Genomic DNA, 24,865 nt, shown 5'->3' on the forward strand with positions numbered 1-24,865 from the left:
ATTTTGAATTGAATTATTATTGAATAGCGAAATTAAACAATTTAAGTGAATATTACCTTTTTTTAACGATGCCGATTATGTATTTTTGTTGTAAAATCGCAATAATTATGGCTATTCATACAGATAATATTAATGTTGAAAAATCAGACACTTCTAAAATCAATACTGTAGATTTTAACAATTTGGACTTTGGTCGTGTGTTTACAGATCACATGTTTGTTTGTGATTATGCGGATGGAAAATGGCAAAATCCAAAAATAATGCCTTATCAAGCGATGAGTTTTGAGCCATCGGCTCGTGTGTTTCATTACGGTCAGGCCGTTTTTGAAGGAATGAAAGCTTATAAGGATGACCAAGGAAAGGTTTTTCTTTTTAGGCCTAAACAAAATTTTGAGAGAATTAATAAATCATCGGGCCGTTTAGCAATGCCGGCATTTCCTGAAAATTTCTTTTTTGAAGGTTTGGAAACCTTATTGAAATTAGATAGTGATTGGATTAAACCAGGAGTTGGGAATTCATTGTATTTACGTCCGTTTGTTATTGCAACAGAACCCGCTATTTCTGCGTCGCCAGCAAATTCGTATCGTTTTATGATTATCTGCTCACCAGCAAAATCCTATTATAATTCAGCTGTACGTGTATTAATAGCTGATCATTATAGCCGTTCTGCAAATGGCGGAGTTGGAGCTGCAAAAGCTGCTGGTAATTATGCGGCACAGTTTTATCCAACAAGTTTGGCACAAGAAAAAGGATTTCAACAAGTAGTTTGGACCGATGCCGATACGCATACGTTTCTTGAAGAAGCAGGAACGATGAATGTGTTTTTTAGAGTAAATGATAAATTAATTACAGCACCAACAAGCGATAGAATCTTAGATGGGGTTACGCGTAAAAGTGTTATTCAGCTTGCTGAAGATTTAGGTATTCCTTGTGAAGTAAGGCAAGTGACTGTAGAAGAAATAAAAAATGCAGCAAAAGATGGTAGTTTAAAAGAAATTTTTGGAGCTGGAACAGCGGCGGTAATTAGTCCAATTTCAGCATTTGAGCACCAGGATGAATTATTTGAAATCTCTGGAGTTGATGCAGAAGATTCTTATGCGAAATTATTTAAGCAAACCTTATTAAACATTCAACATAATTTAGCGGAAGATAAGCATGGTTGGAGATATGAGGTTAAATAAAAATTTAAGATTATAGTGTTATAAAGAAAAAGCAGCCCATGGGCTGCTTTTTTTATGATTCTAAAATCGCTTTTATATGAGGTTTAAAGTAGTTAGGACCTTTTAATACTTTTCCATCGTCACGGTAAATCGGTTCTCCATCTTCACCTAATTTACTCATATTGCTACGTTGTATTTCTTCAAAGACTTCTTCAATCTTATGTTGCATACCATGTTCTATAATGGTACCACATAAAATATAAAGCATATCACCTAAGGCATCAGCAACTTCAACTAAATCATTGTTATTTGCGGCTTCTAAATATTCTTCATTTTCTTCGCGCATCAGTTTGTAACGCAGCATATTTTTATCGGTTCCTAAATCGGCTTTTGGGGTTTCGCGATGTCCTATTTTGAAAGCTGTATGAAACGCTTTTACTGCATTAATTTTGTCTTGCATAGTTGTTGTTTTAATCCTTATTTTTGCATAAAAATAAGAAGATGTTTAGTACTGGTCAATTGATTTTTGGAATATTATTTTTTATCGCCTTCGTTATTGTTATTGCTTATCAGTATCGTAAAGATCTTCAACTTCACAAAAAGCATTATAAGGGTACCATTTGGGTGCTTATTGGTTTTGTTGCATTTATAGGAATGATTGCAGCCATAAAGTTTATTTTTATGTAATTACCTGTTTTTTAGACGCATTGGCTGTGTTTTTTTATTGAATTCTATTTTATAATGTACTTTTATCAAAATAAAGACCTTATCAGATAGCGGTGTAATGCATTGATATTTGAGGTGTTAAGAGCTCTATAAGGGAAAATATATTTTTTAAAGTCAATTATAATTTTAACTTCGCCATTACTCAAATTACATCTATTATGAAATTTACAAAACTATTAACCTTTTCAGTGTTCTTATTCTTTCTAAATTTATCTTTTGGACAAAGCTATGTGGGCCATTCCGTTGATAATTACTCTGGGATACATGGTGTTATTTATAACCCATCGAGTATTGTCGGTTCTAATTTAAGAGCTGATATCAATTTACTATCGGCTAGTGTCTTTGGTGGTAGTGATTATTTTGGAATTAATGTCAGTGATATTTTAAATTCCGATGGCGGTTTTGATTTTGAAGATGACACCGAGAAATTTACAAGTAATTCTAACAATTTTTTCTTAAATATCGATGTTCTTGGACCTTCATTTATGTTTAATATCAATAAGAGAAGTAGTATTGGTATTGTAACACGAGTGCGGTCAAACTTAAATATTAATAATATTAACGGTGAGCTCTATGAAACCATAACAAATGATTTTGATTCTGATGAGGATTTTAATTTTGACTCAAAGAATTTAAATGGAACTATTCACGCTTGGGCGGAAGTAGGATTAGCTTACGGTAGAATTCTTATGGAAAAACCAAACCATCTCTTAAAAGGTGGAGTTACATTGAAATATTTACAAGGAGCGGGTGGTGCTTTTATGAGCAGTCCAGGATTACAAGGACAATACAATGCGTCTACAGAAATGTTAACAACTCAAGGTCAACTAAACTATGGGACTAGTCAAGATTTTGAAGCCGATGATGTCGATTTTAGTAATCTTACGGCGGGATTTGGTTTAGATCTTGGTTTTACTTATCAATGGTATTCTGATCGAAGTAATAATAGTCTGCCAACCTATAAAACACCTTATAAATTAAAAGTGGGAGTGTCAGTTACAGATATAGGAGCTATTAATTACGACAACGCTACGGTTAGTAACTACGATTTAAATGCTGTAGCAGATACTTCTAATTCTGAAGATGATGTAGAAGATTTTTTAGATAATAATTATTCAAAAGTAGAAACTAATGAAACCGCGAAAATAAAATTGCCAACAGCGCTGCATTTACTTGTAGATTACCGATTAGCAAAAAAATGGTATGTGAGTGCTCAAGCCGATTTGTCTTTAGTCAAAAAAGGTACAGAACTGAGTAGTACGGTTATTAATACAGCAACGGTTGCACCTAGATTTGAAACGAAATGGTTTAGTTTTTATGCTCCATTAAGTTTTAGACAATATGGAGATGTTTCTTTTGGAGGAGGACTTCGTTTTGGACCTTTAACTGTAGGATCTGGATCTGTTTTTACGAATCTTTTATCAGATAGTTCTAAAACTACAGATCTGTATTTAGGGCTTAGAATTCCATTATATAGATAAACGTCTATGGTTTTAAATATATCAGCATCCACTATGAGGTGCTGTTGTGTTTGACGCTATTGTGTGGATTGGTAATTTACAAAGGCATTTCTAAAAATAGCTTTAGAGCAAAAAAAAAGCAGTCCATAAAGACTGCTTTTTATATTGAAATTTAGCTTTGTTTAAATTTTGTTGCTCGTTAAAACGATTTTTAATTCAATCTCATCATTGATGAATTTATCACCTAAATTATCAAAAAATGATTTTGAACCATATTTAATATGCCATTTAGAACGATCTATTGTAAACGTATCACTTGTCACAGTCATTGTGTCTCCATTAAATGTTGTTACAACAGGAAAACTAATATTATTTGTTGTTTCTTTTATGGTTAAGTTACCAGAAAGCATTGTTTTTCCATCTTTAGTTTCCATTCCTGTAACTTCAAATTTGGCATTCGGATAAGTTCCTACATTAAAGAAATCGTCACTCTTAAGATGATCGGTTAATTTAGCGTTTCCTTCTTCTTCGGTAGGAATGTCGCTAACCACAATACTATTCATATCAATAATGAACTTTCCGTATTTAATGGCACCATCGCTAACGTTTAATTTTCCAGCACTTATAGCAATTGTGCCATTGTGGCTACCTGTTGGTTTAAAACCTTTCCATTCAATCATAGAATTCTCTAAATCTACAGCGTAATGTGTTGCATTAGATTTGGAGACTGCAGCATCTTTAGGTTGCGTAGTATCTGCTTCTTTGGCTTTGTCGCCACAACTTGATAATGAAACTACAGCAATTAGCATAAAAATTTTAAAAAAATTTGACTTCATATTGGTATATGTTTATTTGAGTTTTAAATATACAAAGATATATAATATGGTATTTAAAGTACGATAAAAAAATGTTAATGACATTTTGACATTTTTATAAGAATGGCAGTACTTTTGCCAATCTAATTGAAAGTAAAAAAAGGAACTCAAAATGAGTAAAAAAGATAAAAACAATAAGGTTGAAGATCCACAAGTAGAGGATCAAGCTACAACGACTGCAGAAGCTGATGTTGAAGCACAACAAGAAGAGATGAAGTCACCAGAAGAACAGTTACAAGATCAACTGGTTGCTGAGAAAGATAAATTTATGCGTTTGTTTGCTGAATTTGAAAACTATAAGAAGCGAACTTCTAAAGAACGTGTCGAATTGTTTAAAACAGCAAATCAGGATGTTGTACTAGCAATGCTTCCAATTTTAGATGATTTTGAACGTGCTTTGTCACATATCGAAAATGATAAAGAAGCCGAAGAATTAAGAAAAGGAGTGTTATTAATCTATAATAAGCTAGTCAATACTTTAGAGCAAAAAGGCTTGTCTAAAATAGAAGTAAGACAAGGAGATGCCTTTAATGCGGATAACCATGAAGCTGTAACTCAGATTCCGGCACCGACAGACGATCTTAAAGGGAAAATTATTGACGTCGTTGAACGTGGATATAAATTAGGGGATAAAGTTATTCGTTTTCCAAAAGTGGTTATCGGACAATAATATTGAAATACGAATTTGCACATTTTTGCGAAATCAAGAATTAATTAGTTGATGAAAGAAGATTATTACGAGATATTAGGAATAAGTAAGGGAGCATCTGAAGCCGAAATAAAAAAGGCCTATCGCAAAATGGCATTAAAATACCATCCGGATAAAAATCCTGATGATAAAGGTGCTGAAGAGAAGTTTAAAAAAGCAGCAGAAGCATATGAAGTTTTAAGTAATGCTGACAAAAAAGCACGTTACGACCAATTTGGGCATCAGGCTTTTGATGGCAATGGAGGCTTCGGCGGTGGTGGAATGAATATGGATGATATATTCAGTCAATTCGGAGATATCTTTGGAGGTGCTTTCGGCGGCGGCGGCGGATTTAGTGGCTTTGGCGGCGGCGGAAGACAGCAGCGTGTGGTTAAAGGTAGTAACTTGCGTATTCGTGTCACTTTATCGCTAGAAGATGTAGCGAATGGAGTTGAAAAGAAAATAAAAGTTAAACGTAAAATACAAGCTCCAGGCACAACCTATAAAACATGTAGTACTTGTAATGGTTCTGGTCAAGTGACTCGAGTAACCAATACGATATTGGGTAGAATGCAAACCGCTTCGTCTTGTCCAACTTGTGGAGGTGCAGGTCAAACTATCGATAAAAAACCAGCAGATGCAGATGCACATGGTTTAAAAGTTTCTGAGGAAACCGTTACCGTTAAAATACCTGCAGGTGTTGTAGATGGTATGCAACTTAAAGTTACCGGAAAAGGTAACGATGCTCCCGGAAATGGTATTGCAGGTGATTTATTAGTGGCTATCCAAGAAGAAGAGCATCCAACATTAAAGCGTGAAGGGGATAATTTACATTACGATATGTATGTAAGTCTACCAGATGCGGTCTTAGGAAACTCTAAAGAAATAGACACCGTTACTGGCAAGGTGAGAATAAAAATTGAACCAGGTGTTCAGTCTGGTAAAATATTAAGACTTAGAGGTAAAGGTATTCCTAGTATTAATGGCTATGGTAAAGGAGATTTACTCGTTCATGTAAACGTCTGGACACCAAAGACATTAAGTAAAAAGCAAAGAACGTTTTTCGAAAGCATGAAGGAAGATGAACATTTTGAGCCTAAACCAGAAAGCACAGATAAATCTTTTTTTGAAAAGGTTAAAGATATGTTTTCATAATAGGTGCCTATTTAATAAAAATTAGTATATTTGATTTATCGCTAATCTAATTAGCGGTAATTTTTCTTTTTCATAGCAATTTTTTCCCATCCTTGTCTAACCATAAGGGTGGGTTTTGTTTTTTAAGGTCTTAATCGTTTGTTTTGTAGTTTGTTAGTGTCGATTTTCGATTCGGACGAACGTCATCTAAAACAAATATTTCAGTATAATATGCTTCCTAAATGACTCGAAAAACTAGGGGTATTTTTTTATAAATTTTAATATAAGCATGCACTTTAGCGATCTGGTAAAGAAATATACACCTATTATATAAATAGTATCACATTTCTTATTTTAGAATCTATAACATTTAATATCTTTACATATTAACCACACCCTAAAAATTTAGTTTAATATGAATGACTTATTAGTTGCTAATTCCGTTTCAAAAAATTTCGGAAGTTTTAAAGCACTAAATCAAGTATCTATTGCTGTGCCAAAAGGTAGCATCTTTGGTTTACTTGGTCCAAATGGAGCAGGAAAAACCACGTTGATCCGTATTATAAATCAAATAACGATGCCAGACGAAGGTTCTGTACTATTAGATGGACAGCCTCTAAAGCCTGAACACATTAGAGATATTGGCTATTTGCCAGAAGAACGCGGTTTGTACAAATCCATGAAAGTTGGCGAGCAATGTCTGTATTTAGCACAGTTAAAAGGGTTAACTAAGTCTGAAGCCAAAACCAGATTGAAATATTGGTTCGATAAATTAGAGATTGGAGACTGGTGGAATAAGAAAATTCAAGAATTGAGTAAAGGACAAGCTCAGAAGATTCAGTTTATTGTAACCGTACTTCATCAACCAAAATTGTTGATTTTTGATGAACCTTTTTCTGGTTTTGATCCTATAAATGCAAATTTGATAAAAGATGAGATTCTTCAGCTTCGAGATGAAGGAGCTACGGTGATTTTTTCAACCCATAGAATGGAATCCGTTGAGGAATTGTGCGATCATATTGCCTTAATTCATAAATCTAATAAGGTCTTAGATGGAAAATTAAACGATATCAAACGTCAGTTTAAAACCAACACATTTGAAGTGGGATTAGAAACCTTAAATAAAGAAAAAGTGTTTTCTGAAATTCAGGATAAATTTGAAGTGCTCCCGGCAACATTCAAAAATTTAAATGATGATATTAAGTTGAATATTAAAATAAATGAACAAACATCACCTAATGATTTGCTATCATTTTTAACCTCAAAAGCAGAGGTGCATCACTTTGTAGAAGTGATACCATCAGCTAGTGATATTTTTATTCAAACTGTAAAAAATAACTAATAATGAATCATTTACCTTTAATTATAAAACGAGAGTATTTTACTAAAGTAAAAAACAAATCATTTATTATAATGACGTTTTTGAGTCCTTTAATAATGATTGCTCTTATTGCAGTTGTGGCTTATTTATCGCAATTGAATAATGATAAAGAACGAACGATTTCAGTTTTGGATGAAACGGGATACTTAAAAGATGTTTTTCAAAATACAGAGCATACAACTTATACCAATCTTAACGGATTAAGTTTAGATGATGCCATTGCGTTGGTAAAAGAAAAAGAGGATTATGGTTTGTTATATATAGGTAAAGCCAATTCCCTTGATGATGTCTCTGGTAAGGTCAAATTTTATTCTGAAGAATCTCCTTCTTTAAGTGTCATCTCAGGATTAGAACGCCAAGTAGAAAAGCGCTTAAAAGAAAAAAAGCTTGAATTAGACGGTGTGACCTTAGCACAAATTGAGGCTTCACAGACAAATATTGAAATCGCACAAGAGAGTTTTGATGGCCAAAAGAGTTCTAAAATAGATAATATTGTAAAGCTTGCGTTCGGTGGGGCTGCGGGGTATTTGTTATTTATGTTTATTGTAATTTACGGTAACATGATTATGCGTAGTGTAATTGAGGAAAAAACGAGTAGAATTATTGAGGTTATTATTTCTTCTGTAAAGCCTATTCAATTAATGATGGGAAAAATTATTGGAACTTCATTAGCTGGGGTTACACAATTTGCAATTTGGGTTGTTTTAGGAGGGGTTTTATTGTTTATCGTTTCTGCCATTTTCGGTATAGATTTAACACAAGTACAGACTCCACAACAAGAAATGATGAATCAGGCTATGCAAGTGGATGGAGCTCAGGCCATGGCAGAGAACTTAATTACAGCGATAAGTAACTTGCCAATTACCAATCTTATTATTGCATTTTTATTCTTCTTTATAGGAGGGTATTTGCTTTATAGCTCGTTGTATGCCGCAATTGGTGCAGCTGTTGATAACGAGACCGATACACAGCAATTTATGTTGCCCATTTTAATGCCATTAATGTTAGCGGTTTATGTTGGTGTATTTACGGTGATTGAAGATCCGCATGGTACTGTATCAACAGTATTTTCATTTATTCCATTAACATCTCCAGTGGTGATGCTAATGCGTATTCCTTTTGGTGTTCCATTATGGCAACAAGGTTTATCGTTATTACTGCTTATAGGAACATTCATTTTTGCCGTATGGTTTGCTGCTAAAATTTATCGTGTTGGTATTTTAATGTATGGTAAAAAACCAACTTACAAAGAACTTTTTAAATGGTTGAAATACTAAATAATGACTCAAGATTTAAGTGGAATAGAAGACAAAATAACAGAAAGTGACGCTTGGAAGACTGTCAAAGATTTCCTAGGGTTACACGTGAGTTTAGGTCAAGATATTAGTATTTCAATACTTGATATCTTAATTATCATTACTGTTATATTTGTTACAACTATTGCATTAAGAATAGTTTTGAAAATTATCACTAGAAATGTACCTGAAGAAGATAAAGGTAAATTTGGTGTTGTATATGGGTATTTTCGATGGCTTGTTTATATTGTAATACTCTTAATAACGTTGCACAGTGTGGGGGTCAATGTAACAGCCGTTTTTGCAGCGTCTGCAGCGCTTTTAATAGGGATTGGTTTAGCTTTACAAACCTTATTTCAAGATATTATATCAGGTGTATTTATATTAATTGACCAATCGTTACATGTGGGTGATATCATTGAAATTGAAGGTAAAGTTGGTCGCGTAGAGGAAATTAAATTACGAACAACCAGAGCAATAACCATTGATAATAAGGTCTTAATAATTCCTAATCATTTGTATTTAGAAAATAGTTTGTATAACTGGACGCAAAACGGAACGACAACTCGAGAAAATGTAGAAGTTGGTGTCGCTTACGGAAGTGATGTTCAATTAGTAAAAAAGTTGTTGCTTCAAGCAGCGAGTTCAAATAAGAATGTCCTTTCAGAGCCAGAGCCTGCTGTTATTTTTACAAATTTTGGAGATAGTTCTTTAGATTTTAAGGTGTCATTTTCATTAGTAGATAGTTTTAAGGCACAGTTTCCGAAGAGTGAAATCCGGTTTGAAATCGATCGTCTTTTTAGAGAAAATAATATCTCAATTCCATTTCCACAACGCGATATACACATTATTCAAAAATAAAAGCGGAATATGATTCTTCTCTTTTTAAATTATTAAGTAATTTGAAAGGCTAAAGTTATAGTCATCATAAAAAATTAAAATATAGTTATGCCAAAAATATTAGTAATTGAAGATGAAGCTGCTATACGACGCGTATTGTTAAAGATTCTTTCTGAAGAGAATGATACGTATCAGGTAGAGGAAGCAGAAGATGGTTTAGTGGGAATTGAAAAAATAAAAAAGGAGGATTATGACTTGGTGCTTTGTGATATCAAAATGCCAAAAATGGATGGTGTTGAAGTTCTTGAAGCTGTAAAAAAGATAAAACCTGAAATTCCGATGGTTATGATTTCTGGACATGGTGATTTAGATACGGCTGTTAATACTATGCGTTTAGGAGCTTTTGATTATATTTCTAAACCACCAGATTTAAATAGATTATTAAATACGGTACGTATTGCTTTAGACAGAAAAGAACTCGTTGTAGAGAATAAAAGGCTTAAGAAAAAAGTCAGTAAAAACTACGAGATGATTGGTGAAAGTGATGGAGTGGAACGTATTAAAGACATGATTGACAAGGTTGCCCCAACTGATGCACGTGTTTTAATTACAGGACCAAATGGAACTGGAAAAGAACTCGTGGCGCATTGGTTACACCAAAAAAGCGAACGCTCTAAAGGCCCAATGATAGAGGTGAATTGTGCGGCAATTCCCAGTGAACTTATAGAAAGTGAATTGTTTGGTCATGTAAAAGGAGCATTTACCTCTGCAGCAAAAGATAGGGCAGGTAAGTTTGAAGCGGCTAATGGAGGAACCATCTTTTTAGATGAAATTGGTGATATGAGTTTGTCTGCGCAAGCTAAGGTATTACGTGCGTTACAAGAAAGTAGAATTCAGCGTGTAGGAAGTGACAAGGACATTAAAGTGAATGTTAGAGTGGTTGCTGCAACCAACAAAAATCTTAAAAAGGAAATTGAAGAAGGTAAATTTAGAGAAGATTTATATCATAGACTGGCGGTTATTTTAATTGAAGTTCCTGCTTTAAATGATAGAAGAAATGATATTCCTTTATTAATTAATTATTTTTCTGAAAAGATATCTAATGAGCACGGAACTGCTAAAAAAGCATTTTCAGATAAAGCGGTTAAATTACTTCAGAATTATGATTGGACTGGTAATATTAGGGAGTTGCGCAATGTTGTAGAGCGTCTTATTATTCTAGGAGGCAATGAAGTAAGTGAGAGTGATGTAAAAGCTTTTGCTTCAAAATAAAATGTAGTAATTATGAAAGATGTAAATATAAAAGACTTTAAGATTTCATCTCAAATTAAGATTAAGGATCTGCCAACATCATTTGACCTAGGGCTTAATAAAAAGAAGATAGAACGCGAACTGCGAACTGTAAGTGAAAACTTAGCTGATATTCAGAACACCATGTACGCTCATGGAAAATACGCTGTACTAATGTGTATACAGGGTATGGATACTGCTGGCAAAGATAGTTTGATTCGTGAAGTTTTTAAAGAATTTAATGTTAGAGGAATTGTAGCGCACAGTTTTAAAAAACCTACAGAGTTAGAGTTAAAACACGATTATCTATGGAGACATGTTAAGGCTTTACCAGCAAGAGGAAAGTTTGGTATCTTTAATAGAACACATTATGAAAACGTATTAGTAACAAGAGTGCATCCCGAGTATTTAATGTACGAGAATATGCCAAATGTTAATAGTTTAGATGATGTTACTGAAGCGTTTTGGGATAAACGATTTAATGAAATCAATAATTTTGAAAAACATATTGCTGATAACGGTACAATTGTCTTCAAATTCTTTTTAAATATTTCAAAAGAAGAGCAAAAAAACAGATTGTTAAGACGACTTAATAAACCTGAAAAAAACTGGAAATTTTCACCAGATGATTTAGATGAGCGTAAGTGTTGGGACGACTATCAAATCTTTTACGAAGACGTGCTAAACAGAACGTCTAAAGCACATGCACCTTGGTATAATATACCAGCGGATGATAAGCCAACTGCGCGATATATTGTTGCAAAAGTTCTTTACGATACCTTAAAAACGTACACTGATATAAGAGAACCCGAATTACCACCACATCAAAAAGAGAATATAGATTCTTATAAGCATCAACTTGAAAATGAATAAGTTTAATACCGTAGTTTTTAAGGTCGTATTGTGTTATACAATTTTGTTTTCATTGCATAGTGAGGCTCAAAATAAAGCGGATCTTCCATATTATGAGTTACCCAAATATTCAGAGGAATTCACGGCAGGTACTATGGCAGCACGTATGGTTGATGCCTTAGGTTTTAGATTTTATTGGGCAACTGATAGTTTAACGGCTAAGGATTTGGCCTATAGAGCCAATGAAGATAATCGGTCGTCCGAAGAAACTATAAAACATATTTATGGTTTGTCTAAAATCATTGTTAATGCAACCTTGAAACAACCAAACTCTAATAGAAAAGAAGAATTATCTTATATAGAATTGCGTTCTAAAACTTTGCAAAACTTAAAAACTGCTGCAGATATTTTAAGAACGTCTGACGATATTTCGCAATACAAAATTAGTTTTGGAGAAAATAAAATTTCGTTCTGGAACCTCGTTAATGGACCATTAGCCGATGCGATTTGGCACTGTGGACAACTCGTAATTTATAGACGATCTACAGGGAATCCTATAAGTCCAAACGTAAATCATTTTAGTGGCAAAATTAAGCACTAAACCATAATCATTGAGTATTATATTTAAAGCAATTGTGTGTTTTTATGTTGAAAAAAGAGACTTTTAATCTAGTCTTTTTTTTGCCTTCATCTTCTTTTTTCATTTTAATATATTTAGAGACTAGTCGCGCTCCTAATCTTGCAAAAAGGATTACGGCAAATACTAATACAATATCTAATCCTGTCATTATTTTATATTAATTACTTGTTGCTGGGAGGGGAAATTGTGGGGTTTTAACTTTAGGGTTACTACGTAACTGTGTCATTAATTCCTTAACGGCTCTTTCAAGTTGAGAATCAGTTCCAATGGATAATGCTATGGCATTTGGCCTAACTTCAATATCTGGTGCTACACCTTTATTTTCTGCAATCCAATGATTGTTTATAGGGTGAAATACCGCGTTATCAGGTGCGCTTAAACCTCCACCATCAATAAGCGCATAATTTGTAGACGATTTTATCAGGCCTCCCGCCTCCCCAAGTTGGCATCCCAATTAATTTACCAACATTTTGCTGTCTAAAAAACCATGGAAAAAAGGCTCCATCAGAACCCGCAAGTTCATTTATCAATAATATTTTTGGGTCTAAAATTCCAGTAGGAAGTGTTAATGGTTTTCTATTAGGGACTTTATTGGTTAATCCTGCTCTAAGACTTCGTGTCATTGAGTCTACCATATAATCCACCTTCATTAAAACGTTCATTTATAATAGTACCTTCTTTGTCTTGTTGTGCAAAATAATACCTGCTAAAAGATACAAAATTGAGACCTCCAGTAAAGGGTCCCAAATATAGCCTAAGCGAGCATATGATAATTTATCTACTAATCTGCGGTTAACTTCAACTCAAGCGCATTGCTTTAACGAGTTTTCGCTGCGAATAGGCTCAACAATTTCTTGGCAATTACCTTTAAATTCTGGTTGTCTCAGTAATCTTGTGCCTTGAGCAAATGATAAAAACTTTGTTAGTAAAACTAAAATAGAAAAATAGAAAAATAGAAGACTTGATGAGGCGTTTATGATTGTGACTTCATAAGGGTGAGTTAATTAAATTGATTATAATCATGTTATAAAGTTGGAAATAACTTAATAGCCATTCTGTAATTTAATGCTGCGCTTCCAATGGTTTATCTAAAGACTTACCATATTCTTCTGTATAAATTTTAACTAAAGCCATAAAAATACTTATAAGTAAGGGGCCAAAAATCAAACCGATAAATCCAAATAATGGCACTCCTACAATAACACCTATAAGGGTAACTAAAGGATGTACATCATCGAGCTTTTGCAACACATACAAGCGAATAATATTATCAGTAGAACCGACAACGACCACACCATAAATTAAGATGCCCCATGCTTGAGCCGATTGGCCACTAGATAAGGTTAGTATAAAGACAGGAATAATGCCCACAAAAGTACCAATAAAAGGAATCATGGAACCAATGGTAACTATGACAAACCAAAATAACGGATCTTCAACTCCAAAAATTAAAAAACCAATTAACGCTATAATTCCTTGGGCTATGGCAACTAATGGAATTCCAATGGCATTCGATTTGACCATGGCTTGGACCTCGCTACCAATTTTAGAAATATTTTTATTATTCATTGGAATGTAGTTTTTAAGCGATTGCCTTAATTGCTTGCGATTGGTGAGCATAAAATAAAGCATAAAGTACATTAATCCTAAAGCAACAAGTAAGTTAAACGTACTGCCAGCCATACTTTGTACACTTTCAGAAAGCCAGGTGGTAATTGCTTCAGTGTCAATTTGAGAATTAATGTCAAAGCCCGTTTTAAATTTTAATTGGCCGACTTGATCTTTAAACGCATCAATAACTTTTTCACTATTACTAGCTACATCCGAAATTTTGTTGCCTAGCATAATTCCAAAACCCGTTAGAGGTACCATTATAATAATGAAGGAACTAAGCATCAAGGTTAATGCAGCTAGCGTAGGGTTCCAATTATATTCATTAACTAATCGTTTCATTAGTTTTCGAAGTAATATGTAAAAAGTAATTGCTCCCAAAACACCGCTCAAGTATGGTAACATTTCACGAAAAATCAAGCTACCAATGAGTAGGATTAATAGTAAAACAAATACTTGACGAATTATTTTAGGAGCAATTTGATTCATAGCGATAGCGTTTACAATAGTTCAAAGGTAATTGCAAACGGAATGGAAACGTGCTCTAAAACAATAAATTGTTAACGCAATTGGGTCGATTTATAAGGTAATCTCAACTTGATTATTTAAGATGTCATCAAAAGTTTCACGTTTTCTAATTAAATGTGCTTTTCCTTTATACCATAATACTTCTGCAGGTCTGTATCGCGAGTTGTAGTTGCTAGCCATAGAGTAACAATAAGCGCCTGCATTTTTAAAGCATAAAATATCTCCTTCATTTATTTCAGAAATTCGTCTGTTATTAGCAAACGTATCTGTTTCACATATATATCCTACTACAGAATAAAAACGCTCGCGTCCTTTAGGATTGGAGATATTTAGAATGTCGTGTTGAGATCCATAGAGCATTGGTCTTATTAAATGATTAAATCCGGAATCTATCTGAGCAAAAACCGTAGACGTGGTTTGTTTTACCACATTAACTTTAGCCAAAAAGACACCAGCCTCGCTCACTAAAAATTTACCAGGCTCAAAGGCTAAGGTTAAATCGTTGCCGTATGCTTTGCAGAATTCATTAAAACGTTTTGATAACTTGTCTCCTAATTCTTCAATATTAGTTTCAATATCACCGGTTGTGTATGGGACTTTAAAACCAGAACCAAAGTCAATAAATTTTAGTGTTTTGAAATTTTTTGCTGTTTCAAACAGAATTTCACTAGCATATAAGAATACATCAATATCTAAAATATCACTACCTGTATGCATGTGTATACCATTGATGTTCATTTTTGTGTTTTCTACAATACGAAGTAACAACGGGATTTGATGAATTGAAATTCCAAATTTGCTATCAATATGTCCTACAGAAATGTTCGTGTTTCCACCAGCCATAACATGCGGATTTATACGAATACAAACAGGAACTTTAGGGTGCTTCGTTCCAAATTGTTCTAAAATAGAGAGGTTGTCGATGTTAATTTGTACACCTAGTTTGGCAACCTTTTCAATTTCTTCTAAAGAGACACCATTGGGTGTAAATATGATATTTTCTGGTTTAAAGCCTGCTTTTAAGCCTAATTGGACTTCTTGTATTGAAACGGTATCAATACCTGATCCTAGCTTATTAAACAATTTTAAAACAGAAATGTTGGAAAGGGCTTTAACAGCGTAATTCAACTTTAGCTGTTTTACCTTACTAAATGCTTTTGTTAATCGTTTATATTGAGATTCTATTTTTTCAGCGTCATAAACATAAACCGGACTCCCAAAGTCTTTAGCAATCTGTAATAAGGTACTATCTTTCATTCTTTATCTTTCTTAAAATTATCTGGCGAAAATAGATGTAATCCATCCTATAAACATAAAAAATGAAAAAATATAGCTATTTTTACACAAAATGTTAAATAGTTAACAAAATGAAATAGGTATTTAAAAGTTAAATCGTCTTTTAAATCCTATTAAAACTTTGTAATACGAGAATGAAGTCGTTTCACGTGTTCTCAATTTTAGAGTTGTTTTCATTAAAATCATCAAAATTTAAACTTATGAAAACCATTGCCTCTTGTGTTCAAGATATTATAATTGCCAGCCCTTTTTTAGAAGAAGGCTTATCTCGAGAAATTATTAATTTTTCAGCTTTAGCAAAAGAGTTGAATGCACCAATCTCTGCCATGTTGCGAAAACCGGTAAAAGATGGTGCTATTATGATGGCTTTACGACGCTATCAACAGCCTTTAAATCTTGAAAATTCGAAAAAATTAAAGCAAGCCTTTACGGAATTAGGAGATATTACGGTCCGTTCTAATTTAAGTGATTTTACTTTTCAAAATTCAAAAACCTTAATTCATAGTCATTCTCAAATCTTGGAGACTATAAGCGAAAATCATCAAATTTTTTATGCTTTTACACGTGGTATGTTTGAAAGTAATATTATTATTTCAACTTCAGAAAAAGAACGCGTTCTCAAAGCATTTAAAGCTGAAACGCAAATTGGATTGCAAGAAAAACTGTCTGCAATTAGTATTTATTTACCCAAAGGGAATTCAAAAATTGTTGGCTTGTATTACCAGATATTTAAGCGTTTGGCTTGGGAGAATATTACCTTATATGAAGTAGTTTCTACAACAAATGAATTTACGATAGTGGTAGAAGACTATTTGGTTGATAAAGCATTTTCTGCTATAAAGCGTTTAATTGATTAAGAGAATTATACGCAAATAAAAATAGATATCGGTTGCCATACCTGAGTTGCCTTGTTAAGAGTTAAATCAATTTTAAAAACTATTGGTAAAAACTATTAGTATGCTTACTTTTGTACGACCAATAAATTTCTGATTAAAAATGAATTTACACGAATATCAAGGAAAAGAATTATTAAGCAGTTTTGGAGTACGTATTCAAAGAGGTATTGTCGCTCAAAGTGCTAAAGAAGCTGTTGATGCAGCAAAGCAATTAACAGCTGAAACTGATACAGGTTGGCATGTTATAAAAGCACAAGTTCATGCAGGTGGACGTGGAAAAGGTGGAGGCGTTAAGTTGGCTAAAAACCTTAAAGAGGTTGAAGAAATTGCAGGACAAATCATAGGAATGGATTTGGTAACACCTCAAACTTCTGCAGAAGGAAAACGTGTTCATCAAGTTTTAGTTGCTGAAGATGTTTATTATCCAGGTGAAAATGAGCCAGACGAATATTATATGTCTGTTTTATTAAATCGTGCTACAGGAAAAAATATGATTGTATATTCTACAGAAGGTGGAATGGACATTGAAACTGTTGCTGAAGAAACACCAGAATTAATACATAACGAAGAGATTGATCCTTCAACTGGTATATTACCTTTTCAAGCACGTCGTATAGCCTTTAACTTAGGGTTATCAGGTACTGCTTTTAAAGAAATGACAAAATTTGTAACAGCTTTATATACAGCTTACGATAAATCGGATGCGTCTTTATTTGAAATCAACCCAGTATTAAAAACTAGTGATAGTAAAATAATGGCTGTTGATGCTAAAGTTACTTTAGATGATAACGCATTATACAGACATAGAGATTTAGCTGAATTACGTGACTTACGCGAAGAGAATCCAATTGAAGTTGAAGCAGGTGCTTTAGGTTTAAACTATGTAGATTTAGACGGAAACGTTGGTTGTATGGTTAATGGTGCTGGTTTAGCAATGGCAACTATGGATTTAATTAAGCAAGCAGGTGGTGAGCCAGCTAACTTTTTAGATGTTGGTGGTACTGCTGATGCAGCTAGAGTAGAAGCGGCTTTTAAAATTATATTAAAAGATCCTGCTGTAAAAGCTATCTTAATTAACATTTTTGGTGGCATTGTACGTTGTGATAGAGTTGCTCAAGGTGTTATTGATGCTTACAAAAACATGGGTAACATTAATGTCCCAATCATTGTACGTTTACAAGGAACAAATGCGGATATCGCAAAAGAATTGATTGATAATTCTGGATTAGACGTTATGAGTGCAACTGAATTCCAAGAAGCAGCTGATAAGGTGCAACAGGTTTTAGCATAAGCATATATTGTTATTGTCCTGTTCTCTTTAAACAGACAGGTGAGATATAAAATAAAAAGAGCAACATTTACTGTTGCTCTTTTTTTATTTAGCTTGTTTTGACTCTCCTTTTTTAGGCATTGGGCCTCGTAAATGAATAATTAATCCATTAAGGAAATTTCTAAGAATTTGATCACCACATTCCATATATTTAGGGTGGTCTTCATTTCTGAACATCGCGTTCAGTTCACTTTTTGAAATTCTGAAATCTACCAATTCTAAGATTTTTACAATATCATCATCTCTTAACTTATGTGCTACTCTTAGTTTTTTGAATATGTCGTTGTTTGTCATTTTGTAAATTGTTTATGATCCGTTGAAGATAAGAATCTATGTTATTAATATTCGATTATTGTTATGTATTTGATGCCTCATTTTAAATTAACCATTGGTAGGCGTTACCAAAATGAGCTGACCAAAATTTTTCGTTATGTTGACCGCCTTCTATAGTGTAACTTTTAATCTGGGAATCTTTAAGACCCTTGGTTTTTAATAAGTTTAGCATCTGTTCTAATTTCGGAAGCATCGTTTCTCCTTCGTCTGTGCCAACTAAGAAATAAAACTTTGAAGTTTCAGGTATGTCAATAGCTTCAGCGAAATCAAAAATTTCAGGATTTATCCAGAATGAAGGTGAAAATACTCCTGCTTTACCAAATGTTTCAGGGTATTTTAAAACAGCATAAAACGATAGTAAACCACCTAATGAAGACCCGAAAATTGTAGTGTGTTTTGCATCTGCTAAAGTTCTATAAGCAACATCGATATGTGGTTTTAATGTGTTTTTAATAAAGCTTAAATAAGCATCACCTTGTCCTCCCCGTATTTTAGATTTTTAAATGGAGTTAGCTCATCTATTCGTTTTTCATTTCCGTGTTCTATTCCAATAATGATACTTTTATTTTCGGTTAGGTTGTCCATGTACTCATCAACTTCCCATTCTCCAGCATAAGCTGTTTTAGCATCAAATAAATTTTGTGCATCGTGCATATAAATCACGGGATAGGATTTATCTGAATTTTCGTAATCTGTAGGTAAATACACCCAAATTTTTTTTACATAATCTAATTGAGGAGATGTAATTGAAAAGGTTGTAATGTGTTGTTGTATAGTGTTTTGAGATGTTGTTTGTGTTGAAAAAAATGCTGAAATCAGCAAGTATATATACTTTAATTTCATGGTAAAAATGATAAATTAGAGTGATAAAAGTTTAAAAAAACCGACTAAGTACATTTAATTTTTCGACAAGATACATTATATCAACGACAATAAAATAAACTACCTCTTTAACTTTACACTATAAATTAATCCCCATTAAATCATGATTAATCGTGTTGAAAAACTGAGTTTGCTTTCCGAGATGATTGCATTCGCTCAAACAGATGAAAATATAAAATCTATTGAATATAAATTTTTATATAGTATTGCTAAGCAGTTAGAGATTTCAAAAGAAGATTTTAAATACCTCTTTGAACATCCTGTAACGTATGTACATTTAAAATCACATAGCGAACGCATTGTTCAATTTCACCGATTAGTATTGCTTATGAATCTCGATCATAAAGTGGCACCAAAACAATTGGTTAAAATTCACAATTTTGGATTACGAATGGGATTAAGTCATGAATCAATTAACCGCGTTCTAGATTTAATGGATAGTTTTCCTAATAAAATTGTACCACCAGATTTCTTGATTGATATTTTTAAAGTGCAGTATAACTAGTTTTCAGTATCTAGTATTCAGTTTGCAGTCTCAATGGTAATTTTAAAAAGCTATCCTATTTAAATATATGCTTAATTTTTAGAACAATCTCTCTGTGAATCTTTGTGCCTTCTCTGTGTAACAATTTCAGTTTTAGTCTCAGTTTTTAATTTTGAAATTTAGTTATTGAGTTTCGGAATGTTTTCTTCTTCGGAACTTTATGTGAAATCTTCCAATCTTCCGTCAATTTTTTTTAGTTTCATTCCTCACACTTTTTACTGACCACTGACTACTGACCACTGTTTTACACCTTTAACTTCTCTAACTTACTCTGATAGGCTGTAATTTCATCTCTAAAACGAGCGGCTTCTAAAAAGTCTAAAGCCTTTGCAGCTTGTTCCATTAATTTGCGTCGTTCTCTAATTTTCTTTTCGAGTTCTTCTTTTGTTAAATATTCGCTTTCTGGTTCTGCAGCTATCTGCGCATCTAATTCTGTCCGATAAGTACTTACAGAGTTTTTAGTTAATGCACTGTCTAAACTCTTATTTAAAGCTTTAGGTACAAGATTGTGTTTTGTGTTGTATGCAATTTGTTTTTCACGACGATAATTAGTCTCATCAATAGTTTTTTGCATGCTTTTTGTAACTTTATCAGCATACATTATAGCTTTTCCATTTAGGTTTCTTGCGGCTCTACCAACAGTTTGTGTTAGTGAACGCGCAGATCTTAAGAAACCTTCTTTGTCAGCATCTAAAATAGCAACTAGTGATACTTCAGGTAAATCTAAACCTTCACGTAGTAAATTCACACCTACCAAAACATCAAAAACGCCTTTTCGTAAATCTTGCATTATTTCCACACGTTCCAAAGTATCTACATCACTATGGATGTATCGGGTTCGTACCGAAATTCGAGTGAGGTATTTCGTCAATTCTTCCGCCATTCGTTTGGTCAACGTGGTGACTAAAGTCCGTTCGTCTTTTTCTACACGATTTTGAATTTCTTCAATTAAATCATCAATCTGATTTAGACTTGGTCTGACTTCAATAATAGGATCTAATAATCCTGTTGGACGAATGACTTGCTCTACATAAACTCCATCTGTTTTTTGCATTTCGTAATCTGCAGGAGTCGCAGAAACATAGATTACTTGATTTTGAAGTGCTTCAAACTCTTCAAACTTTAAAGGTCTATTATCCATGGCGGCTGGTAATCGGAAACCATAATCAACTAAGTTGACTTTTCTGCTTCGGTCACCTCCGTACATGGCATGGACCTGTGAAATGGTGACGTGACTTTCATCAATGACCATTAAAAAATCATCTGGAAAATAATCCAATAAACAGAAAGGTCGTGTTCCTGGAGACCTACCGTCTAAATATCTTGAATAGTTCTCAATACCCGAACAATATCCCAATTCTCGAATCATTTCTAAATCGAATTCCGTACGTTCTTTAAGGCGTTTGGCTTCAAGATGTTTACCTATATCTTTAAAGTAATCGTATTGTTTTACTAAATCGTCTTGTATGTCTTTTATGGCACCATTCAACACATCAGGAGAGGTCACAAACATGTTTGCAGGATAAATGTTTAGGCGATCATAGCGTTCTATGATTTCGTTAGATCTAGCATCAAAAGCTTCAATTTCTTCAATTTCATCACCAAAAAAGTGAATTCTGAAGGCATGATCAGCATAACCAGGAAACACGTCTACGGTGTCACCTTTTATTCTGAAGTTTCCATTTTTGAATTCAGACTCTGTTCTAGAATATAAACTTTGAACCAGTTGATGTAATAATTTAGTACGAGAAATAACCTGATCTCGTTCTAGAGATATGACATTTTTTTGAAATTCCACAGGATTTCCAATACCATATAAACAAGATACTGATGCTATCACAATCACATCACGACGACCTGATAGTAGGGACGAGGTGGTGCTTAAACGCATTTTTTCGATTTCTTCGTTGATAGATAAATCTTTCTCTATATAAACACCTGAAACCGGAATATAGGCCTCGGGTTGGTAATAATCGTAGTACGACACAAAATACTCAACAGCATTCTCAGGAAAAAACTGTTTGAATTCGGAGTAGAGTTGTGCGGCCAAAGTTTTGTTATGCGCCAAAACCAAAGTTGGTCGTTGCACTTCTTCAATAACATTGGCAACGGTAAAGGTTTTACCAGAACCAGTAACACCCAAAAGCGTTTGGTACTTTTCGTTATCGGTAATCCCTTTTGCTAGTTTTTTTATAGCTTGTGGCTGATCACCAGTAGGTTTAAATTCAGATTCAATTTTAAATCGCATATTGCAAAGTTACAATAAAGCGCTTATAGTTGAATTGTGAACTGCGTTACAATTGCGTTAAAATAAAGCGGACTTCAAGATTTGAATTCTGAAGTCCGTTTTATAGATATTTAGATTAACTACACTTTATATCTCTTAATGCTTTAAAGCAAAATGGCCTCTAAGTTCTTCTCCATTTTTTAATGTAATTAAATACCAGAAATCATTTGATTCTAACATTTTACCATTGTAATAGCCATCCCAAGAATATTGTGAAGGGATTAATTGCTTAATAAGTTTACCATATCTATTAAATATAAGTATTTCTTTTACTATACGGTTTCTATCAATAACGGTCCACAAATCATTATCACTATCATTATTTGGTGTGAAAAAGACAGGGATAAATAGGTCGACTTCAATTTCAAAGGAAAGGGATTTAATGATGCAGCCATTAAGATCAGTGACATGTAACGTATGAATACCTTCTGAAAGATCATTAAAAATATTAGAGGTCTGTTGACTAGAATAATCTATAGCATATAAATAGTCGATAGTTAAATCGGACATCGTTACGATAAGTGTACTGTTACTTATTGAAATATTAGATTCATCGAGTGTAAAATCTACTGCTTCATTAATAGTAATGTCAAAACTACTTTCATTAGAGCAAGTATTTGGGACTGTTCCTATTTCGTTGTAGATGTATAAGGTTTGTGAATTGGTAATGACATCTCCAGCATTTAATTGCGTTCCTGTCCCATTGGTGCCTGTAAAATAGTTGCCATTAGTTAGTGCAGGCAATGTGTATTCTAAACATTCCGTTTGATTAGCCATGGTGTCTACATTGGGAGCCCCTGTGATTGTAACATCAAAACTACTTTCGTTAGTACATGTATCTGGTGCTGTACCTATTTCGACATAAATATAGATGGTTTGTGAAGTCGAAATAATATCACCAGCATTTAGTGGAGTTCCTGTGCCATTGGTGCCAGTGAAATAATTACCATTGGTAAGAGTAGGTAAGGTATAAGAGCCACACTCGGTTTGATTCGAAAGTGTATCCACATTAGGAGTCCCACTCACCGTAACGTCAAAACTACTTTCGTTTGAACAATTATTGGGGGCAGTACCTATTTCATTATAAATATAAATGGTTTGATCTATTGAAATCACATCACCAGCATTAAGTTGTGTTCCTGTACCATTAGTGCCTGTAAAATAATTGCCATCCGTTAGTGCCGGTAACGTATAACTAGTACAGACTGTTTGGTTAGCAATGGTATCGACATCTGGAGTTCCGGTAATCGTAACGTCAAAACTACTTTCGTTTGAACAATTATTGGGGGCAGTACCTATTTCATTATAAATATAAATGGTTTGATCTATTGAAATCACATCACCAGCATTAAGTTGTGTTCCTGTACCATTAGTGCCTGTAAAATAATTGCCATCCGTTAGTGCCGGTAACGTATAACTAGCACAGACTGTTTGGTTAGCAATGGTATCGACATCTGGAGTTCCGGTAATCGTAACGTCAAAACTACTTTCGTTTGAACAATTATTGGGGGCAGTACCTATTTCATTATAAATATAAATGGTTTGATCTATTGAAATCACATCACCAGCATTAAGTTGTGTTCCTGTACCATTAGTGCCTGTAAAATAATTGCCATCCGTTAGAGCAGGTAACGTATAACTTGAACATACAGTTTGGTCTGAAAGCGTATCTACGGCTGGATTATCGATATTTAGTTGAGCAGCATTTGTAATTAACAAACAAGAATCGTAGGTGACTTCACAGTAGTATTGATTTCCGTTAAAACTTATAGGGGCATTAGTGATCTCTAATGCGCTAGTTTGAGAGTTAGAATATGGACTAACATTTGGGACATCTGCCCAATTTCCTGAAGCATCAAGAACTTTCCACTGGTATAGGAATATACTATTATCTAAAGATGTATTAAAGATTACAGTACCATTCTCACAAATGGTTTGGGTAATTGGGTCTATAATATCTGGAATGTTATTTGTAATTGGATCTGCTGTATGTGATCCTAAATCGGAACAATTTTCACTAGATGCAATAGACCAATCGTTACTATCATAAGTTGTTTGTGGTATTGGTGCATCCGCATTTCTAATCACAGTATAGCCTCTTTCATCAGGCGAGTTTACAACATCAATAAGGATTCCGTTTTTAAAGAGTTTGAATTCATCATTATCATTAATTCCTGTAGGGATATTGAAATCCACATCTAGTGGCGAACAATTGGTGCCACTTCCCATTTGAATGATAAAAGTACTTAATGGTGGAATTGTCCCTACAATGTCACTAAAGATATTGTTAGGTGTCGCATTTCCGACATCACCATAGCGTTCTATGACATAAATATTGTCTATTACCACAGGAGCGTTTGTAGGGTTATAAAGCTCTATAACCGCATAGTCACCACTGTTGGCATCATATATTTCCGAAATATAAATATCGGCAGAATCACAATCTGAAGTTATCACCGTAAAATCTGTAGAAGACGTGCCTGTACAGCCACCATTGCTTATAATAGAAATGCTAGACGTAGTGCTTGTGCCAGCAGGTATAATCGCGGTAATTTGAGTATTATTTATAATGGTGAATGTGGTAGTAATTCCATCAATAGAAACAGAAGCAGCATCGTTAAAATTACTACCATTAATTGTAATTAATGTGTTTTCTGGTCCACTCGAAGGTGTAAACGTATTAATAATTGGAGCAGGACAAAAGCTGTTGTCTGTTATAACATCGCTTCCCACTGTGGCATAAGCGTTTGTTATAAAAATTAAACTTAAGACGTAGGTATACTGAATTAATAAATTAATGCGCTTCATTGCTTCAAA

At 33.7% G+C, this 24,865-nt stretch carries 25 protein-coding genes; 14 read left to right on the forward strand and 11 right to left on the reverse strand.

From position 1 onward, the window contains the following. Window positions 1–107 precede the first annotated feature (107 nt). A complete protein-coding gene (locus ACXGSQ_RS08390; protein ID WP_458629159.1) occupies window positions 108–1,181 on the forward strand; it encodes a branched-chain amino acid aminotransferase in 1,074 nt (357 codons plus the stop codon). Between the two features lie 52 nt (window positions 1,182–1,233). Here the strand turns inward: ACXGSQ_RS08390 and ACXGSQ_RS08395 are convergent, their stop codons facing one another. Continuing rightward, complete coding sequence (locus ACXGSQ_RS08395; protein WP_458629160.1) at window positions 1,234–1,620, reverse strand: pyrophosphohydrolase domain-containing protein; 387 nt, start codon at window positions 1,618–1,620, stop codon at window positions 1,234–1,236. A gap of 41 nt (window positions 1,621–1,661) precedes the next feature. Between ACXGSQ_RS08395 and ACXGSQ_RS08400 the strand changes: the two genes are divergently transcribed. Together ACXGSQ_RS08400 and ACXGSQ_RS08405 are read left to right on the forward strand one after the other, a co-directional pair. After that, entirely contained in the window at window positions 1,662–1,847 is a 186-nt protein-coding gene (locus ACXGSQ_RS08400; protein ID WP_458629161.1) for a hypothetical protein, read from the forward strand. A gap of 197 nt (window positions 1,848–2,044) precedes the next feature. Then, on the forward strand, window positions 2,045–3,367 hold the full coding sequence (locus tag ACXGSQ_RS08405; RefSeq protein ID WP_458629162.1) for a DUF5723 family protein: 1,323 nt from the start codon (window positions 2,045–2,047) through the stop codon (window positions 3,365–3,367). A gap of 161 nt (window positions 3,368–3,528) precedes the next feature. On the opposite strand, the gene ACXGSQ_RS08410 is transcribed toward ACXGSQ_RS08405, so the two are convergent. After that, the gene (locus ACXGSQ_RS08410; protein WP_458629163.1) at window positions 3,529–4,182 is read right to left on the reverse strand and encodes a YceI family protein; all 654 of its coding nucleotides are present in this window, start codon (window positions 4,180–4,182) and stop codon (window positions 3,529–3,531) included. Window positions 4,183–4,333: 151 nt separating this feature from the next. Between ACXGSQ_RS08410 and ACXGSQ_RS08415 the strand changes: the two genes are divergently transcribed. The 8 genes from ACXGSQ_RS08415 (at window position 4,334) to ACXGSQ_RS08450 (ending at window position 12,302) form a co-directional block, all read left to right on the forward strand. Beyond that, window positions 4,334–4,891: a nucleotide exchange factor GrpE gene (locus ACXGSQ_RS08415; protein ID WP_458629164.1), complete on the forward strand. Its 558-nt coding sequence runs from the start codon at window positions 4,334–4,336 to the stop codon at window positions 4,889–4,891. Window positions 4,892–4,942: 51 nt separating this feature from the next. Next, window positions 4,943–6,064: a molecular chaperone DnaJ gene (gene dnaJ / locus ACXGSQ_RS08420; protein WP_458629165.1), complete on the forward strand. Its 1,122-nt coding sequence runs from the start codon at window positions 4,943–4,945 to the stop codon at window positions 6,062–6,064. A gap of 394 nt (window positions 6,065–6,458) precedes the next feature. After that, window positions 6,459–7,385, forward strand: a complete 927-nt coding sequence (locus ACXGSQ_RS08425) for an ABC transporter ATP-binding protein (RefSeq protein WP_458629166.1) — start codon at window positions 6,459–6,461, stop codon at window positions 7,383–7,385. Window positions 7,386–7,387: 2 nt separating this feature from the next. Continuing rightward, on the forward strand, window positions 7,388–8,701 hold the full coding sequence (locus ACXGSQ_RS08430; protein ID WP_458629167.1) for an ABC transporter permease: 1,314 nt from the start codon (window positions 7,388–7,390) through the stop codon (window positions 8,699–8,701). Between the two features lie 3 nt (window positions 8,702–8,704). After that, the gene (locus ACXGSQ_RS08435) at window positions 8,705–9,580 is read left to right on the forward strand and encodes a mechanosensitive ion channel family protein (RefSeq protein ID WP_458629168.1); all 876 of its coding nucleotides are present in this window, start codon (window positions 8,705–8,707) and stop codon (window positions 9,578–9,580) included. An 87-nt stretch (window positions 9,581–9,667) separates the two neighbouring features. Continuing rightward, complete coding sequence (locus tag ACXGSQ_RS08440; protein ID WP_458629169.1) at window positions 9,668–10,831, forward strand: sigma-54-dependent transcriptional regulator; 1,164 nt, start codon at window positions 9,668–9,670, stop codon at window positions 10,829–10,831. A gap of 12 nt (window positions 10,832–10,843) precedes the next feature. Further along, entirely contained in the window at window positions 10,844–11,722 is an 879-nt protein-coding gene (locus ACXGSQ_RS08445) for a PPK2 family polyphosphate kinase (RefSeq protein ID WP_458629170.1), read from the forward strand. Then, window positions 11,715–12,302, forward strand: coding sequence for a hypothetical protein (locus ACXGSQ_RS08450; protein ID WP_458629171.1), 588 nt, complete (start codon window positions 11,715–11,717; stop codon window positions 12,300–12,302). The genes ACXGSQ_RS08445 and ACXGSQ_RS08450 overlap by 8 nt, the downstream gene beginning before the upstream one ends. 196 nt (window positions 12,303–12,498) lie before the next feature. Here the strand turns inward: ACXGSQ_RS08450 and ACXGSQ_RS08455 are convergent, their stop codons facing one another. The 4 genes from ACXGSQ_RS08455 to lysA form a co-directional block, all read right to left on the reverse strand. Continuing rightward, window positions 12,499–12,795, reverse strand: a complete 297-nt coding sequence (locus tag ACXGSQ_RS08455) for a hypothetical protein (protein WP_458629172.1) — start codon at window positions 12,793–12,795, stop codon at window positions 12,499–12,501. Then, entirely contained in the window at window positions 12,731–12,991 is a 261-nt protein-coding gene (locus tag ACXGSQ_RS08460; RefSeq protein ID WP_458629173.1) for a hypothetical protein, read from the reverse strand. The genes ACXGSQ_RS08455 and ACXGSQ_RS08460 overlap by 65 nt, the downstream gene beginning before the upstream one ends. 412 nt (window positions 12,992–13,403) lie before the next feature. Beyond that, window positions 13,404–14,441, reverse strand: coding sequence for an AI-2E family transporter (locus ACXGSQ_RS08465; protein WP_458629174.1), 1,038 nt, complete (start codon window positions 14,439–14,441; stop codon window positions 13,404–13,406). A gap of 90 nt (window positions 14,442–14,531) precedes the next feature. Then, entirely contained in the window at window positions 14,532–15,737 is a 1,206-nt protein-coding gene (gene lysA, locus ACXGSQ_RS08470) for a diaminopimelate decarboxylase (protein ID WP_458629175.1), read from the reverse strand. Window positions 15,738–15,976: 239 nt separating this feature from the next. Here lysA and ACXGSQ_RS08475 point away from each other — a divergent pair, with 239 nt between their 5' ends. Further along, entirely contained in the window at window positions 15,977–16,633 is a 657-nt protein-coding gene (locus tag ACXGSQ_RS08475) for a hypothetical protein (RefSeq protein WP_458629176.1), read from the forward strand. Window positions 16,634–16,772: 139 nt separating this feature from the next. Next, window positions 16,773–17,963 carry an ADP-forming succinate--CoA ligase subunit beta gene (gene sucC, locus ACXGSQ_RS08480; protein ID WP_458629177.1) on the forward strand — a complete coding sequence of 397 codons (1,191 nt, stop codon included), beginning with the start codon at window positions 16,773–16,775 and terminating at the stop codon, window positions 17,961–17,963. Between the two features lie 84 nt (window positions 17,964–18,047). Here sucC and ACXGSQ_RS08485 read toward each other — a convergent pair whose 3' ends face one another. The 3 genes from ACXGSQ_RS08485 to ACXGSQ_RS08495 form a co-directional block, all read right to left on the reverse strand. Next, complete coding sequence (locus ACXGSQ_RS08485; protein WP_458629178.1) at window positions 18,048–18,296, reverse strand: DUF1456 family protein; 249 nt, start codon at window positions 18,294–18,296, stop codon at window positions 18,048–18,050. An 82-nt stretch (window positions 18,297–18,378) separates the two neighbouring features. Then, entirely contained in the window at window positions 18,379–18,825 is a 447-nt protein-coding gene (locus tag ACXGSQ_RS08490) for an alpha/beta hydrolase (RefSeq protein ID WP_458629342.1), read from the reverse strand. Further along, the gene (locus tag ACXGSQ_RS08495) at window positions 18,795–19,178 is read right to left on the reverse strand and encodes an alpha/beta hydrolase-fold protein (protein WP_458629179.1); all 384 of its coding nucleotides are present in this window, start codon (window positions 19,176–19,178) and stop codon (window positions 18,795–18,797) included. Before ACXGSQ_RS08495 ends, ACXGSQ_RS08490 begins: the two co-directional genes overlap by 31 nt. A 142-nt stretch (window positions 19,179–19,320) precedes the next feature. Here ACXGSQ_RS08495 and ACXGSQ_RS08500 point away from each other — a divergent pair, with 142 nt between their 5' ends. Continuing rightward, window positions 19,321–19,722, forward strand: coding sequence for a TerB family tellurite resistance protein (locus tag ACXGSQ_RS08500; RefSeq protein ID WP_458629180.1), 402 nt, complete (start codon window positions 19,321–19,323; stop codon window positions 19,720–19,722). Between the two features lie 283 nt (window positions 19,723–20,005). On the opposite strand, the gene uvrB is transcribed toward ACXGSQ_RS08500, so the two are convergent. Continuing rightward, window positions 20,006–22,009 carry an excinuclease ABC subunit UvrB gene (gene uvrB / locus ACXGSQ_RS08505; RefSeq protein WP_458629181.1) on the reverse strand — a complete coding sequence of 668 codons (2,004 nt, stop codon included), beginning with the start codon at window positions 22,007–22,009 and terminating at the stop codon, window positions 20,006–20,008. Window positions 22,010–22,144: 135 nt separating this feature from the next. Further along, window positions 22,145–24,856, reverse strand: coding sequence for a T9SS type B sorting domain-containing protein (locus ACXGSQ_RS08510; RefSeq protein WP_458629182.1), 2,712 nt, complete (start codon window positions 24,854–24,856; stop codon window positions 22,145–22,147). Between the last annotated feature and the right edge of the window lie 9 nt (window positions 24,857–24,865).

This window comes from Winogradskyella sp. PC D3.3 (assembly GCF_054366245.1).